Below are 13,446 nucleotides of genomic sequence, written 5' to 3' on the forward strand. Positions count from 1 at the left end.
CGAGCATGAATTCTGACCTGAAAGATTTAGAAAAGAAAATTCGTGAGGCTAAACACGGTAAAGACCCGGACGCAGAAGAGCTTTCGCGAATCAGAAAAGCGCAAAACAGCAAAATGGCCATGCAGGCGGGCTATGAATTTGTAGCTTCCGTTATGTTATCCGCCATTTTGGGCTATTTCATCGACCAGTGGCTAGGGACGGCGCCGCTTTTCCTTATCTCCTTGTTTTTACTGGGCACGTGCGCGGGTTTTCTGTCCATTTTCCGTGTATCCAAAAATTTAGGTATGGGCGTGGGATATTCGCAGTTGCATCGCGATGAAAAAGACGATAATAAAGCGCCAAACGCCAATAGCAACGAGAGAACAGAAGAGTAAGCGCCGTGGCCGATCCTATTCATCAGTTTGTGATTACCCCCATTATCCCTTTTGAGGTTTCAGGTTTTGATTTGTCTTTTACAAATTCAGCCCTCTGGATGGCCATTGGCGCGTTTGTATCGTCTTCGTTTTTGATGTTGGCGATGCGCAAGCAGGCGATCGTTCCAAGCCGTATGCAGGCTTTTTCAGAAATGCTGTATGAATTTGTCGCCGGCATGGTGCGCGATAATGTCGGCTCACACGGACGGCAATATTTCCCGCTGATTTTCACCGTCTTTATTATCGTGCTGATGGGCAATGTTTTGGGGCTTCTTCCCTACTCTTTTACATACACCAGCCATATTATTGTGACGGGCGTTTTGGCGCTGATGATCTTTTTGATCGTTACGGCCTTTGGATTTTTCAATCATGGCCTGAAATTTTTGACTTTGTTTACCCCGCCAGGCGTACCGTTTGTCATGCAGCTTCTCATCGTGCCGATTGAAGTGCTGTCTTTCTTAATCCGTCCTGCAACCTTGTCCTTACGTTTGTTTGCCAACATGATGGCCGGACACCTGATGCTGAAAGTATTTGCCGGTTTCAGCACGATGATGCTTGGACTTGGCGGCATTGGGCTGATTGCCGGTTTAATTCCGATGTTCTTTAACGTCGCGCTATATTCTCTTGAGCTTCTCGTGGCTGTATTGCAAGCCTACATTTTTGCGATTTTGAGCTGTATTTATTTAAAAGATACGGTTGATCTTCATCACTAAAACTGTAGGATGCGCTGCAAATGCTGCAAATAACGGGAAAGAATTTACGAATTCAACTTTAACAACCATTTAAACTAAAAAGGAAGGTTATTAACAATGGAAGTAGAAGCTGCAAAACTGATTGGTGCTGCGATTGCCCTTATCCCTTTGCTGGGTGTTGGTATTGGTCTGGGCCTGATTTTCGCCTCTTACAATGATGCGATCGCCCGCAACCCTAAGTCTGATGAAATCCTTGGCGGTAAATATCTGCTGTTCTTCGCTTTGACAGAAGCGCTGGCTATTTTCGCTCTTGGTGTGTCTTTGCTGATCCTCTTCAAGTAAGACGGAGATGGTATGAATACCACTTTTTTAAAATTTGGTGCACAAGCCTCTATGGCCCTCTTATGGGCCAGTGAGGCTTTTGCTGCCGATAGTGAAGAATTTATTGGCAAGGATTCTTCTGCGCCTGATTATATCGTGGAAGATGGGGCTGTGCATGCTGTCGATAAGCGTGGTGAAGCGGCTATACATGTAGGCGAACATGCTGGTGAGCATGTGGATGTGGCACATCATGCTTCATCAGGTTTGCCGCAAATGGACCCTACGTGGTTTCCCAGCCAGATTTTTTGGCTCGCAGTAACTTTCCTATGTCTGTATGTGATTTTATCACGGAAGATTTTGCCGGAAATCTCTGGCACTTTGGAAGCTCGTCGTATGCAAATTCAAGAAGATCTTGATAGTGCGCAAAGCTTAAAAGAAGAAGCGGAAGACGTTCATCAGGCCTATGATGAAATTCTCGATGGTGCGCGCAAGAAAGCCTCCGAACTGTTTGAAAGAGCTGAGGAAGATATAAAGACCACAACAAATAAAAAGCTCGATGAGCTTAGAGAGCGCGCAAACAAAGAAAACACAGAGACTGAAAAACAAATCGAAAAAGCCAAAACCGATGCGATGGCCGACATGTACGCAGTTGCAGCAGAAATTGCCAGTCTGGCAGCAGAGAAAATCGTCGGCATATCTACGGACATCGATCAGGCAAAGTCTCTGGTTAAGAACATTGACAAAAAAGCAGCGTAAAGGACAAAGGTAATGACATTTCTCGAAGATCCTAGTATTTGGCTTCTATGTTCTTTCATTATTTTTGCAGGGCTGATTTTTAGATTCGGTAAAAATGCCCTGCTTTCCATGCTGGATCAGCGTATTGCGAGTATCCGTGAGGAAATCAAAACAGCGGAGAATTTGCGCGTTGAGGCTCAGGAGATGTTGGCGCAGTATCAGCGCAAGCATAAAGATGCGGTCAAAGATGCTGAAAATATTATCGCCAACGCACAAAAGCAAGCCAAGCAAATTCAGAAAAAAGCGGAAGACGATCTGGATGAGGTGATTGCACGGCGTGAAAAACAGTTACAGGAACGTCTTGAGCGTATGAAGCAAAATGCGCAGGCTGAGATTCTTGAGTATGCCTCTTCTCTGGCAATTGCAGCGACCAGGGAGATTATCTCCGATAAGCTTGACAAAAAAGCCAACGAAAAGCTGGTGGCGCAAGCGATCAAAAATGTTGGTAAAAATCTCCATTAATTCTTGAGGCCTGCCTATGTCCGAAGCCCTTTTCCAGCAATCCCCACAGGAAACTGTGCACACATTGGGGATGCAGGCCAAAGAGGCCAGCCGCATTCTTGTTCAAACGAGCGAATCCAACATCAACGCAATTTTGAACGCTTTAGCTGTGAAGTTGCGGGACAATGTTCCGATTCTTTTGGAAGGTAACGCCAAGGATTTGGCTGCTGGAGAACAAAAAGGACTTTCCCCTGCCCTGCTTGATCGGCTTGCTTTGAATGAGGAGCGGATTGAAGGCATGGCCGCAGGTGTTGAGACGGTTGCGAATTTGCCGGACCCTGTAAACCGTGTTTTGTGGGAGACCGAGCGCCCAAACGGTCTTAAAATTCAGCGCGTTGTAGTGCCGATTGGTGTATTGGGGATGATTTATGAATCCAGGCCGAATGTAGCCATTGATGCGGCGGCGCTGTGTTTAAAATCTCGTAATGCGGTCATCTTGCGTGGTGGTTCGGAAAGTTTGCATAGCTCGCTGGCGTTGCACCGCCTCATTCAGGAAACACTAAAAGAACATAGATTGCCGGAAGGCGCAGTGGGCATGATTCCGGTTCCTGATCGCGCGGCGGTTGATGCCATGCTGGCGGCTGATCAATATATCGACGTCATGATACCGCGTGGAGGCAAAGGGCTTATTGAGCGCGTTCAAAACCATGCCCGCATGCCGGTATTCAGTCATCTGGACGGTATTTGCCATGTCTATATTCACAAAGACGCCGATCCGCAAATTGCTGTTGAAGTCACGCGTAATTCGAAGCTGCGCCGTACGGGCCTGTGCAATGCCGCGGAAACGTTGCTGCTTGACCAGAAACTTGATCCGGAAATTGCAAAAGCCGTGCTTTCAAAACTTCTGGATGAAGGCTGCGAAATTGTTGGCGACAAGATGGCTCAGGCCTTGGATAGTCGAATTGGCGTAGCTTCAGCGCATGATTGGGGAATGGAATATCTGGATAAGAAAATCAGTTGCGCCGTTGTGGGCGGAATCGAAGAAGCTGTAAACCATATCAATACTTACGGATCGCATCATACGGACAGTATTTTGACACAGGATGAAGAGACAGCGGCATATTTCTTTAAGAATGTCGATAGCGGCAGCGTCATGCATAATACCTCAACACAGTTCGCTGATGGCGGCGAATACGGTTTTGGCGCGGAAATCGGCATTGCGACAGGTAAAATGCATGCGCGCGGGCCTGTAGGGCTTGAGCAGCTATGCACTTACAAATATCTGGTACACGGCACTGGACAAACCCGGCCCTGACGAGCCACACTGGCCATTATGTCTGTCTTTTCAAAGCCGCATTTACTGAATTCACCGCGCTGGAAGAATATGCGCGTGGGTTTGCTGGGCGGGTCGTTTAATCCGCCACATGCAGGCCATGTGCATATTTCCCTGGCGGCGCTTAAGGGGTTGCAGCTTGATGCGGTGTGGTGGCTGGTCAGTCCGCAAAACCCGATTAAGGACGTTAAAGCTCTTCCTCTGGCTAAGCGTATTGCTTTATGTCAGAAGCTTGTTGATCATCCGAAAATTCTTGTTTCCGACATTGAAAAGGATCTGGGTACGTCGATTACCTATCACTCCATTCGCAAGCTTAAACGCCGTTATCCGTGTGCACAGTTTGTCTGGATCAGCGGAATGGATAATGCGCTCTCCTTACATAAATGGCATTACTGGCGTGAATTGCTCGATGAAATTCCGATGCTACATCTGACGCGCAGCCCGGCGCGTTCCTTGGTTTCCGGGTGTCCGTACCGAATGTATGGACATCAAAAACACATGGTCATTGATCATGGCAGTGCTTATCCGCTCGATTCGGGCATATCCTACTGGATGATGCAGAAAAAAATGGTCAATATATCTTCGACTGAAATTCGTCATAATGCTTTGAAAAATAATAATAAAGCAACAAAAACGGCCGATTAAACGTGCACTGCGACAAGGATGATTGTTGCCGCGCAGGGCTAAACGGCCTATAATGATAGTATGTGGTCTAAATGTGACGGCAGTAGCAGATCAAACCGATGGGGGTTCAATGCAGCATAATCTCATTGGGCGGCGTTGTGAGTACGTTGTGGACCACAGATCTTGTGCCTGTATGTGCACAGCACCCGCTGGGCCTTTGCGTTCAGCTTTTTTTATGTTCGTAGAAACTAATATAAAGCAAGGAAGGAGGCCTCGGCCATTTTAACCCATGATCCGCATCACGGTTCCAAAGGACGCTTAACCCCTAGTGAACTGAAAAGCCTTATCGAGCAGTCGTTAGATGCAGATAAGGCCGAAGATATTGTCAGCATTAAACTGGATGAACAAACCGGATTGGCTGATTATATGATCATTGCATCAGGAACGTCGTCACGTCATGTGAGTGCGCTGACAGATAAAATTCTTAAGCGACTGGCGCTCAACGGTATTAAGAGCGTTGGTGTGGAAGGCAAGGATCGATCGGACTGGGTTGCTATTGATGCAGGGGATGTGATCATTCATCTGTTCAGGCCTGAGGTCCGCAATTTTTACAATATCGAAAAAATGTGGGGGAATTTCCAGCCCTTCGAAGTTGTCAGAGATCCGTTACACGCATAACGCTTAGTATATATTTCATGAATATTGAAATTCTCGCCTGTGGGCGTATGAAAAAAGGTGCGCATGCGGATCTGTTTCAGGATTATCTGAAGCGGATGGATTGGAATGTACACGTTCACGAGATTGAATCCCGTTATAAAGAGCAGAAAAAAATTCACAGCGATGAATGCGTTCAGATTTTGGCGCGTATTAAGCCGGATTGTTTTGTCATTGCATTGGATGAACGCGGCAAGACCATGCCATCGCGTGAGATTGCGGCAAAATTTGAGATGTTGCAAAATGAAAGCCACGCGCAAGTGCAGTGTATTTTGGGCGGTGCGGATGGTTTGAATGATACGATTCGCGCGCGTGCCGATTTTCTCCTCAGCTTTGGCCGCCAAACATGGCCGCATATGCTTGCACGCGTGATGCTTTTAGAGCAGATTTACAGGAGCCAACAAATTTTGAAAAAACATCCCTATCATCGGGATTAAATTTTGAGACCTAAGTTCTATGCGCCTGTTTCTAGTTTTATTGTTTCTGTTTATGCCTGCTGCGATGGTGCAGGCTCAAGATGCCCCAGTTCCGCCGAAGAAAGAAAACCTAGACACCAAGCTGAAAAATACAAAGGCCAACAAAAAAGCGCTGGAAGCTGATCTTAAGACGATAGAAAAAGATTTGAACGCGACTAAAAATTCTCTGGTCAAAACGGCCAAGGCGATTCAGAAAAATGAGAAAGAACTGCAAAATCTGGATTTGAAAATTGCGGATCTGGAAAAGGAAGAAAAATCTCTTTCAGAAAAATTACAAAATGATCGCGGGTCGATTTCACGGCTTATTTTGGCGCTGGAGCGAATTCGCCGCTTGCCGCCAGAAGCGCTTATTGTGCGTCCCGAAGCGCCACTCAAAACTGCGCAAAGCGCGATGTTGCTGGAAGAGATTTTACCGGCCCTGAACAAGCAGGCAACAGATCTGAAAGTAACGCTTGAGAATCTGCAAAGTGTATCAGAGGATTTGCAGGCTAAACGCGCCGCTATGGTTGAGTCTTCAAAAAAGCTGGAGGCGCAGCAGCGCGAACTGAATGCAATGGTTAAAAAGCGTACCCGGCTTTATGCCAGTACGCGCAATGATATTGCTGCGCAGCAGAAAAAGGTTGCAAAGATTTCTGCACAAGCGAAAAATCTTGCCGATCTTGTTAGCCGTTTGGATGCTGACCGCGCACGAGGACAGGAAGTAGCGCAAGCCAATAAAAAACGTATTGTCAGACAAGAGCCGCCAAAGTCTGGGCAGCCACGCCTGCCCCTGCCCGGTATAATCAAGACCGGCTATAATGAGCCAGATAATTTTGGTGCACCGAGCAAAGGGCTTGATATTGAAGGACGCGCGGGGGCTTTGGTTGTTGCGCCAATGGGCGGAATTATCCGTTTTGCCGGGTATTTTAAAAATTATGGCAATATGGTGATCCTTGAACATCAAAAAGGATGGCATAGTCTTATTGCAGGTTTGGAAAATATTGATACAGTGGTCGGACAATCTGTTGGAGCTGGCGAGCCTTTGGGTGTGCTTCACAAAAGTTCTACCAGTCAAAGACCTGTTTTGTATTATGAGCTGCGCCATAAAGGCAAAGCCGTGGACCCGGCCAAAAAATTTGGAGATTTAAGCTGATGCGCATACTGACACTGTTTCTTGTTGCTCTTACCCTTATGGTGTTTACATTTCACGGTGTTTTTGCACAGAACGTGGACGAGCCGCGCACAGCAGGCACACAGCCTGCTGTAGAAGATCACAGCGATACTTACCGTCAGCTTGATTTGTTTGGCGACGTGTTTGAGCGCGTGCGCGCGCAATATGTTGAGGAAACAGCAGACCATGAACTGATCGAAAGTGCTATTAATGGCATGCTTACGGCGCTGGACCCGCATTCATCCTATCTTAATAATGAAAAATTTGAAGATATGCAGATTAGCACACGCGGCGAGTTTGGCGGCTTGGGAATTGAAGTTACGATGGAAAACGGCGTTATCAAAGTGGTTTCACCAATTGATGATACTCCTGCGTTTCGTGCCGGAGTTCTGGCCGGAGATTACATAGTGCAAATTGATGATGAGCCTGTGATGGGTTTAACACTCTCAGAGGCTGTTGATAAAATGCGCGGCAAGGTTGGCACGGAGATTGATCTTCTCATAACTCGTGAGAGTGCAGATGCGCCAATTGAGATGACGTTGGTTCGCGATATCATCAAGATTCGCTCTGTACGTCACCGAGTTGAAGGCAACTCCGGCTATGTACGCATTACCACTTTCAACCAAAATGCAGATAGCGGTGTTAAAAAGGCTATTCAGGAAATTAAGGCTGAGCTTGGTAACAAGCTGAATGGTTATGTGCTGGATTTGCGTAATAATCCCGGTGGCTTGCTGGATCAGGCGATTGCGGTTTCTGATATATTTTTAGATAAGGGCGAGATTGTCTCGACGCGCGGGCGACATGAAGATGATACCAAGCGTGACAATGCTACACCGGGCGATCTGGCCGAAGGTTTGCCAATTATCGTTCTTATCAATGGTGGATCGGCTTCAGCATCGGAGATTGTTGCCGGCGCATTGCAAGACCATCGCCGTGCGATTTTGCTTGGAACACAATCTTTTGGTAAAGGCTCTGTACAAACAGTAATCCCGTTGCCCGGTCATGGCGCTATGCGTTTGACAACAGCTCGTTACTATACGCCATCGGGGCGCTCTATTCAGGCTAAAGGCATTGAGCCGGATATCCTTGTTGAGCCTGCTAAGATCGAATCCTATAATATTAAACGTTTGCGAGAAGAAAATCTGAAAGGTGCACTTGATAGAAAAGCCGTGAAGGATGATAGTGAGAGTACGGAAGAGAGCGAAGGTGAGGATGAAGAAGTCCAGGATTATCAACTGATGCGCGCTCTTGATCTTCTTAATGGCCTGATGCTGTATAAAGGTGAGCCGCGCGCGGTGAATGACAACGCTCCTGCCCCTGAGGCTGAACCGTCAGCAGCAGAGACGCAAAGTCAACCGTAAAGGATTTTTATGGAACTGATGCACAGCATTCAGAAGCGTTTTTCTTTTAAAAGCTTTGCGCGTGGCGTGTTTGTCCTTCTGGCTGTCTATGGCGCCTTGTTTGGTTATGCCTTTTTGCAGGCTGATGTTACGCGGGAATATCTGCAATCCAAGCTGGCAAGTCAGACTGTTTTGATTGATGGTCTGAGCGAGACAGGTTTTATTGACGCGCAAGATCATCTGGGCGCAGAGGATCTCGTTGAAGCACCTTCTTCTGCACATGGTTCAGAGCATAGCGCTATAGAGAACATCTCTCATGAAGACAACAGCAGCTTGAAGGATGTCGTCATCCAAGATGCTAAGTCGCTTGGTAAGGCACCCGTTGAAGGCTTGTTTGAAGACAGCGCGTTTGGTCGTCTCCCCATTGCAAAGAATGCGGTTGAGACGCCTTTTGCGGCTTACCGTAAACCGTTTGTGCTTAATCAGGAGCGGCCCTTTATTGCCGTAGTCGTAGAACAGTTTGGTCTTTCGAATGCTCTATCGGAAGAAATGATTGCGGCGTTGCCTGCTTCGGTTTCTTTTGTTCTTACACCTTATAGCCAGAATCCTGAGAGATGGGTTAGTGAAGCGCGTGCCGACGGGCATGAGGTTTGGCTGCATTTACCGATGGAAAACAAGAATTTTCCAATGGAAGATCCTGGTGCGAAAGGCCTGCTGACGCGGGTAAGCCTTCAATATAATCAGGATCGTATTCAATGGTTAATGGGGCGGATAACCGGCTATGTCGGCGTGGCAGCGTATACTGACGATACTTTGGATAACGCCGGACAAATGTTTAAAAATATGGCGAATGATCTTTTTAGGCGCGGGCTTGGCTTCCTTGAGTTGAACAGCGAAGAAAAAAGTTTTTTTGAGCCCATAGCCGAGGAAATGCACACTCCACATACGGCCGTACAAAGCTATATTGATGTTGTCGATCCGCAACGCCCGGCGATTAAAAAGGCGTTGAAGCAGATTGATGCGCAGGGCGGGACGCTGGTGGTTGTGCGCCCGTCTCCGCGTAATATTCCGGCGCTCAAACGTTGGCTGGAGTCTTTGCAAAAACGTGGTATCCAGATCGTACCGGTTTCCGCTGTGGCGGCGGCAAATAATTATTAGGGATTTTAAAATGGATAAAAGCGCCCTGCCCTATAGACCCTGTGTCGGGATCGCTTTATTTAATGCTCAGGGGCATGTTTTCGTCGGTGAACGAATTGATACGCCCGGTGCCTGGCAGATGCCGCAGGGTGGCATTGACGAGGGTGAGGATTTGGAAGTGGCGGCGCGGCGAGAGCTGTGCGAAGAAATTGGTACGGATAGCGCGGAGCTGTTGAAAATCAGCGAGCAAACTACGCGCTATGATTTACCTGCTCATTTGCTGGGCAGGCTCTGGGACGGTCGCTATCGAGGGCAGGAACAGCACTGGGTGGCGATGCGGTTTACCGGCGAGGACAGCGACATTCGGCTGGATGCTGATCAGCGCCCGGAATTTAAAGCCTGGCAGTGGGTGGCTCTAAGCGATACGCTCAAACTCATCGTGCCGTTTAAGCAAGATACTTATCAGAGAGTTATTGCGATGTTTTCTGAGCTGTCATTGCGAGCGTAGCGAAGCAATCTATGGATTGTAGCGTCGGCCTTACGGCCTTCTCGCAATGACTTTTCTGCTCTCGCCTTTATGGGTTTAACGGACTCCAGGCCGGGTCGGAGCCGTCTTGCGGGGTGCGCAGCCAACGCTCGTTATATCCTGTTATGTCCACCGTATAGATTTTGGCCTGGCGCTGCGTTCCGCCTGGGCCAACGGGGCGTTCTTTAAAATATGTCAGGACACGGCCATTGGGCGACCAGCTTGGACCTTCGACATGATAGGCATTGGTGATCAGACGTTCACCTTTGCCATCTGGGCGGATGACGCCTATATAGAATTTGCCCTTATACATGCGCGTGAAGGCAATGAGATCGCCACGCGGCGACCAGACCGGGTTGGCATAGCGCCCCTGTCCGAAGGTGATGCGCTGCACATTCGTCCCGTCGGCATTCATCGTATAGAGCTGTTGGGTGCCACCACGGTCGGATTCAAAGGCAATCTGCCTGCCATCCGGAGAATAGCTTGGCGCGGTGTCGATCGATGAATTGGTAGTGATACGCTGCGGTTGGCGGGTGCGCAAGCTCATTTCATAGATATCGGTGTTGCCGTTCGTAGCCATCGACATAATCACTTTGTTGCCATCAGGCGAAAAGCGCGGGGCAAAGGTCATGTTGGGGAAATTGCCTAGCTCTTCATGGCGGCCGGTATTGATGTCGTAGAGGTAAACACGCGGGCCCCGGCGACCATAGGACATATAGGTGATCTGCTGGCGCGATGGTGAAAAGCGCGGTGTAAGCACCAGGTCGCGGCCATCGGTAAGATATTTATGGTTGGCGCCGTCCTGATCCATAATGGCGAGGCGTTTGACGCGGGCCTGCGGCGGGCCACTTTCGGCAACATAGACGATGCGGGTGTCAAAATAGCCCTCCTCACCAGTCAGGCGTTTATATATCTCATCAGAAATAATATGGGCAATGCGGCGCCAGTTTTCCGGCGTGGTCATATAGGCCATGCCGATCAATTGTTTTTCACTGAATACATCCCAGAGGCGAAATTCAACGCGCGTGCGTCCGTCCGCAGTGGTGGTAACGCTGCCGGAAACAAGGGCCTGTGTGCCGATGGCGCGCCATTCGCCAAAGCGCGGGCCAGCGATTTGCATAGAATTCACATCCTGCACGAAAGCGCGAGGATTAAGGGGTTTGAACAGGCCGGAGCTTTCCAAATTGGCCGAGATGACGCCGGGGATTTGCGTGGCAAAATCGTGGTGTTGCTGGCTGGCCGCGTGAAAGCTGGAAACGGCGATAGGCATCGGTTCGACAACGCCGCGTTTAAGGTCTAGCACCAGTTCGGCGTGTGCGGCTTGTGGCATGACCAGCAATAAAAGAAGAGCGAAGAGAATCTTTTTCATGGGATACATCCTTTCGAATTCACACGTTATAGCATATCGCTGGGGTCGAAATTAATAGTAATCGTCTTCCATTGCTCATATTTTTCGGGCGGCAATTGGAACGGTGAACAGCGCGGGTTGCGCACGGCGCGTACAGCCGAATCCGCTGCTGCGCGGAAGGCCGGATCAGGATTTAAGCCGCCATTGATTACACGTACGTCGCGCACTGTCATATCGCGATTCATGCTCAAACGCAGTGTAACCACTAGATTTTCCGCATATTTTGCGCCTGATGGCACATTCCAGCACGGCTCAATCTGGCGGCGCAGCGCATCAAGCTCGCTCATACTGATCTGGTTTGCTATCGGCGCGGTTTGACCATCTTCCAGATCAGGGTTTTTTGAATTCTGTTTATTTTGGTCCTCTTCTTCTGTGGGTGTGAGGTCCTTGAGCAGTGAGTTAAAAAGGTCGTCCTGCTTTGGCTCTTCTTTTTTCGGTTTAGGCTTTGGCTTTTCCTTCGGCTTTGGCTTTGGTTTTTCCGGCTGTTTTTTCGATTCTTCCGGTTTGGGTAAAGGCACGGGATCCGGCTTTTTCGGCTCTGGCTGGGCTTCCGGTTTCTTCAGCTCTTCTTCCGGCGGTTTTGGCGGTTCGATTTTTTTCGGCTCTTCAGGCGTCGGAATCGGTTTAGGCTTTGGCGACGGTTTTTGATCCGTCTGGGAAAGTTCGGAAATATCGACCAGTTCGACGCTGACCGGCGCTACAATCAGCGGCTCCGTTTTTACAAACGGAATACCGACAAGTGCAATAGTAATCACCAACCCGTGAAAAATCGAGGATTTGATCAGGGCGCCTTTCATAGAGCCTTGATGGGCGCTTTGCAGGTTATCTGGACGCGCGGCATTCATGAAAATTACCTGTTGGTATTCTCGGAAATGAGAGCGACTTTTGAAAAACCTGCGGCGTTGATAGAACCAATGATTTTCATCACCCGACCATATTCCAGTCCCTGATCGGCACGGATATAAATGCGCCGATCGGCCTGTCCTTCGGTCATTGCTTCAAGCTGAAATTTCAGCTTTTTTTCATCCATTTCGCTGTCGCCGATATAGAGCTTTCCGTCCTTGGCCAGTGTAATTTCGATAGGCTTGTTATCCTCGTCCGGGATTGATTTTGCTTCGGATTGCGGCAAGTCAACGGCGACGCCGGAGGTCAGCAACGGGGCAGCAACCATGAAAACGATGAGCAGCACGAGCATGACATCTACAAAGGGCGTAACGTTGATTTCAGCCATCGGGCGATAGGTGCCGCCGGTTCTACGGCCACGGCTGCTAGTTTTGGTGGTTAACGACGCGCCCATTATTCAGCCGCCCTTCTGCCGGAGGCTTCGCCATCTTGCGAATCGAGGTGCCGGGAAAGAATCGCCATAAATTCATCGGTAAAGGCTTCGAGGCGATCGGCGTAACTGTTAATACCGCTTGAAAATACGTTATAGGCGACGACAGCCGGGATGGCGGCGACCAGTCCCAGAGCTGTGGCAAACAGGGCTTCGGCGATGCCCGGCGCAACGACTGCAAGCGAGGTGTTGTTGGTTGCAGCGATAGAAGAAAAGGAATTCATAATCCCCCAGACCGTGCCGAACAGGCCGATAAAAGGCGCGGTCGAACCAACCGAAGCCAGAAAAGTCATACCGCGTTCAAGTGCGTTAATCTCACGACCTATAGCGACATTCATCGCGCGTTCAACGCGCTGACGCAGTGAGGTATGCAGACTTTCCTTAGCAGGGATGCCGCCGGCAACGCCGGCTTGCCATTCCTCCATACCGGCGGAAAAAGTCGCAAGAATAGGGTCAGGCTTGGAATTTTTAACGCGCTGATAGATTTTATCGAGAGGTTCGCCCGACCAGAAAGAATCTTCGAAAATATTGGCTTTGCGGTTGACGCGCTTAAGATTGGAGCGTTTGGAAAAAATGATGGTCCAGCTCCAGAGCGATGCCATCATGAGGATCATCATTACGGCTTTGACGATGAGATCGGCTTCCATAAACAGGCCGAACATGCTGAGATCGTGGCTATAGCTGCCGAGATTTTCGACAGTTTCAACGGCGGCGGCGGGAACGGCTTCGGGCATGGTCTTTTT

General features: G+C 49.0%; 17 protein-coding genes. 13 read left to right on the forward strand and 4 right to left on the reverse strand.

What is annotated here, in order from left to right:
• Positions 1–5 precede the first annotated feature (5 nt).
• The 13 genes from H6859_03325 to H6859_03385 all read left to right on the forward strand — a co-directional run bounded on the left by H6859_03325 (position 6) and on the right by H6859_03385 (position 9,944).
• Positions 6–374, forward strand: coding sequence for an AtpZ/AtpI family protein (locus H6859_03325; GenBank protein ID USO06238.1), 369 nt, complete (start codon positions 6–8; stop codon positions 372–374).
• A gap of 5 nt (positions 375–379) precedes the next feature.
• Positions 380–1,126, forward strand: a complete 747-nt coding sequence (locus tag H6859_03330) for a F0F1 ATP synthase subunit A (protein USO06239.1) — start codon at positions 380–382, stop codon at positions 1,124–1,126.
• Between the two features lie 96 nt (positions 1,127–1,222).
• Positions 1,223–1,447, forward strand: a complete 225-nt coding sequence (locus tag H6859_03335) for a F0F1 ATP synthase subunit C (protein ID USO06240.1) — start codon at positions 1,223–1,225, stop codon at positions 1,445–1,447.
• Between the two features lie 12 nt (positions 1,448–1,459).
• Entirely contained in the window at positions 1,460–2,182 is a 723-nt protein-coding gene (locus H6859_03340; protein USO06241.1) for a hypothetical protein, read from the forward strand.
• A gap of 12 nt (positions 2,183–2,194) precedes the next feature.
• On the forward strand, positions 2,195–2,683 hold the full coding sequence (locus H6859_03345) for a hypothetical protein (protein USO06242.1): 489 nt from the start codon (positions 2,195–2,197) through the stop codon (positions 2,681–2,683).
• Positions 2,684–2,699: 16 nt separating this feature from the next.
• Positions 2,700–3,977, forward strand: coding sequence for a glutamate-5-semialdehyde dehydrogenase (locus tag H6859_03350; GenBank protein ID USO06243.1), 1,278 nt, complete (start codon positions 2,700–2,702; stop codon positions 3,975–3,977).
• Between the two features lie 18 nt (positions 3,978–3,995).
• On the forward strand, positions 3,996–4,640 hold the full coding sequence (locus H6859_03355) for a nicotinate-nicotinamide nucleotide adenylyltransferase (protein ID USO06244.1): 645 nt from the start codon (positions 3,996–3,998) through the stop codon (positions 4,638–4,640).
• A gap of 258 nt (positions 4,641–4,898) precedes the next feature.
• Entirely contained in the window at positions 4,899–5,297 is a 399-nt protein-coding gene (rsfS, locus tag H6859_03360) for a ribosome silencing factor (GenBank protein ID USO06677.1), read from the forward strand.
• 17 nt (positions 5,298–5,314) lie between these two features.
• The gene (locus H6859_03365; protein USO06245.1) at positions 5,315–5,770 is read left to right on the forward strand and encodes a 23S rRNA (pseudouridine(1915)-N(3))-methyltransferase RlmH; all 456 of its coding nucleotides are present in this window, start codon (positions 5,315–5,317) and stop codon (positions 5,768–5,770) included.
• Between the two features lie 19 nt (positions 5,771–5,789).
• Positions 5,790–6,941 (forward strand): peptidoglycan DD-metalloendopeptidase family protein, encoded by a 1,152-nt coding sequence (locus H6859_03370; GenBank protein ID USO06246.1) that lies wholly within the window; start codon positions 5,790–5,792, stop codon positions 6,939–6,941.
• 38 nt (positions 6,942–6,979) lie between these two features.
• Positions 6,980–8,320 carry a S41 family peptidase gene (locus H6859_03375; GenBank protein ID USO06678.1) on the forward strand — a complete coding sequence of 447 codons (1,341 nt, stop codon included), beginning with the start codon at positions 6,980–6,982 and terminating at the stop codon, positions 8,318–8,320.
• Between the two features lie 9 nt (positions 8,321–8,329).
• The gene (locus H6859_03380; protein ID USO06247.1) at positions 8,330–9,457 is read left to right on the forward strand and encodes a divergent polysaccharide deacetylase family protein; all 1,128 of its coding nucleotides are present in this window, start codon (positions 8,330–8,332) and stop codon (positions 9,455–9,457) included.
• Positions 9,458–9,467: 10 nt separating this feature from the next.
• Positions 9,468–9,944, forward strand: a complete 477-nt coding sequence (locus H6859_03385) for an RNA pyrophosphohydrolase (GenBank protein ID USO06248.1) — start codon at positions 9,468–9,470, stop codon at positions 9,942–9,944.
• Positions 9,945–10,011: 67 nt separating this feature from the next.
• Here H6859_03385 and tolB read toward each other — a convergent pair whose 3' ends face one another.
• Genes tolB through tolQ form a run of 4 tightly spaced genes read right to left on the reverse strand, consistent with a single transcriptional unit; the run spans position 10,012 to position 13,437 of the window.
• On the reverse strand, positions 10,012–11,340 hold the full coding sequence (gene tolB / locus H6859_03390; protein USO06249.1) for a Tol-Pal system protein TolB: 1,329 nt from the start codon (positions 11,338–11,340) through the stop codon (positions 10,012–10,014).
• 17 nt (positions 11,341–11,357) lie between these two features.
• On the reverse strand, positions 11,358–12,215 hold the full coding sequence (locus H6859_03395; GenBank protein USO06250.1) for a cell envelope integrity protein TolA: 858 nt from the start codon (positions 12,213–12,215) through the stop codon (positions 11,358–11,360).
• 5 nt (positions 12,216–12,220) lie between these two features.
• The gene (gene tolR / locus H6859_03400; GenBank protein ID USO06251.1) at positions 12,221–12,667 is read right to left on the reverse strand and encodes a protein TolR; all 447 of its coding nucleotides are present in this window, start codon (positions 12,665–12,667) and stop codon (positions 12,221–12,223) included.
• Positions 12,667–13,437 (reverse strand): protein TolQ, encoded by a 771-nt coding sequence (tolQ, locus tag H6859_03405; protein ID USO06252.1) that lies wholly within the window; start codon positions 13,435–13,437, stop codon positions 12,667–12,669. The genes tolR and tolQ overlap by 1 nt, the downstream gene beginning before the upstream one ends.
• Between the last annotated feature and the right edge of the window lie 9 nt (positions 13,438–13,446).

Source organism: Rhodospirillales bacterium, from assembly GCA_023898785.1.
Classification (GTDB): Bacteria; Pseudomonadota; Alphaproteobacteria; order Micavibrionales; family Micavibrionaceae; genus TMED27.

Coding starts and splice junctions, on each gene's coding strand:
- H6859_03345 (USO06242.1), top strand. CDS start 2,195: ATGACATTTCTCGAAGATCCTAGTATTTGGCTTCTATGTTCTTTCATT.
- H6859_03340 (USO06241.1), top strand. CDS start 1,460: ATGAATACCACTTTTTTAAAATTTGGTGCACAAGCCTCTATGGCCCTC.
- H6859_03375 (USO06678.1), top strand. CDS start 6,980: ATGGTGTTTACATTTCACGGTGTTTTTGCACAGAACGTGGACGAGCCG.
- H6859_03335 (USO06240.1), top strand. CDS start 1,223: ATGGAAGTAGAAGCTGCAAAACTGATTGGTGCTGCGATTGCCCTTATC.
- H6859_03350 (USO06243.1), top strand. CDS start 2,700: ATGTCCGAAGCCCTTTTCCAGCAATCCCCACAGGAAACTGTGCACACA.
- tolB (USO06249.1), bottom strand. CDS start 11,340: ATGTATCCCATGAAAAAGATTCTCTTCGCTCTTCTTTTATTGCTGGTC.
- tolR (USO06251.1), bottom strand. CDS start 12,667: ATGGGCGCGTCGTTAACCACCAAAACTAGCAGCCGTGGCCGTAGAACC.
- H6859_03355 (USO06244.1), top strand. CDS start 3,996: ATGTCTGTCTTTTCAAAGCCGCATTTACTGAATTCACCGCGCTGGAAG.
- H6859_03365 (USO06245.1), top strand. CDS start 5,315: ATGAATATTGAAATTCTCGCCTGTGGGCGTATGAAAAAAGGTGCGCAT.
- tolQ (USO06252.1), bottom strand. CDS start 13,437: ATGCCCGAAGCCGTTCCCGCCGCCGCCGTTGAAACTGTCGAAAATCTC.
- H6859_03385 (USO06248.1), top strand. CDS start 9,468: ATGGATAAAAGCGCCCTGCCCTATAGACCCTGTGTCGGGATCGCTTTA.
- H6859_03370 (USO06246.1), top strand. CDS start 5,790: ATGCGCCTGTTTCTAGTTTTATTGTTTCTGTTTATGCCTGCTGCGATG.
- H6859_03395 (USO06250.1), bottom strand. CDS start 12,215: ATGAATGCCGCGCGTCCAGATAACCTGCAAAGCGCCCATCAAGGCTCT.
- H6859_03325 (USO06238.1), top strand. CDS start 6: ATGAATTCTGACCTGAAAGATTTAGAAAAGAAAATTCGTGAGGCTAAA.
- H6859_03380 (USO06247.1), top strand. CDS start 8,330: ATGGAACTGATGCACAGCATTCAGAAGCGTTTTTCTTTTAAAAGCTTT.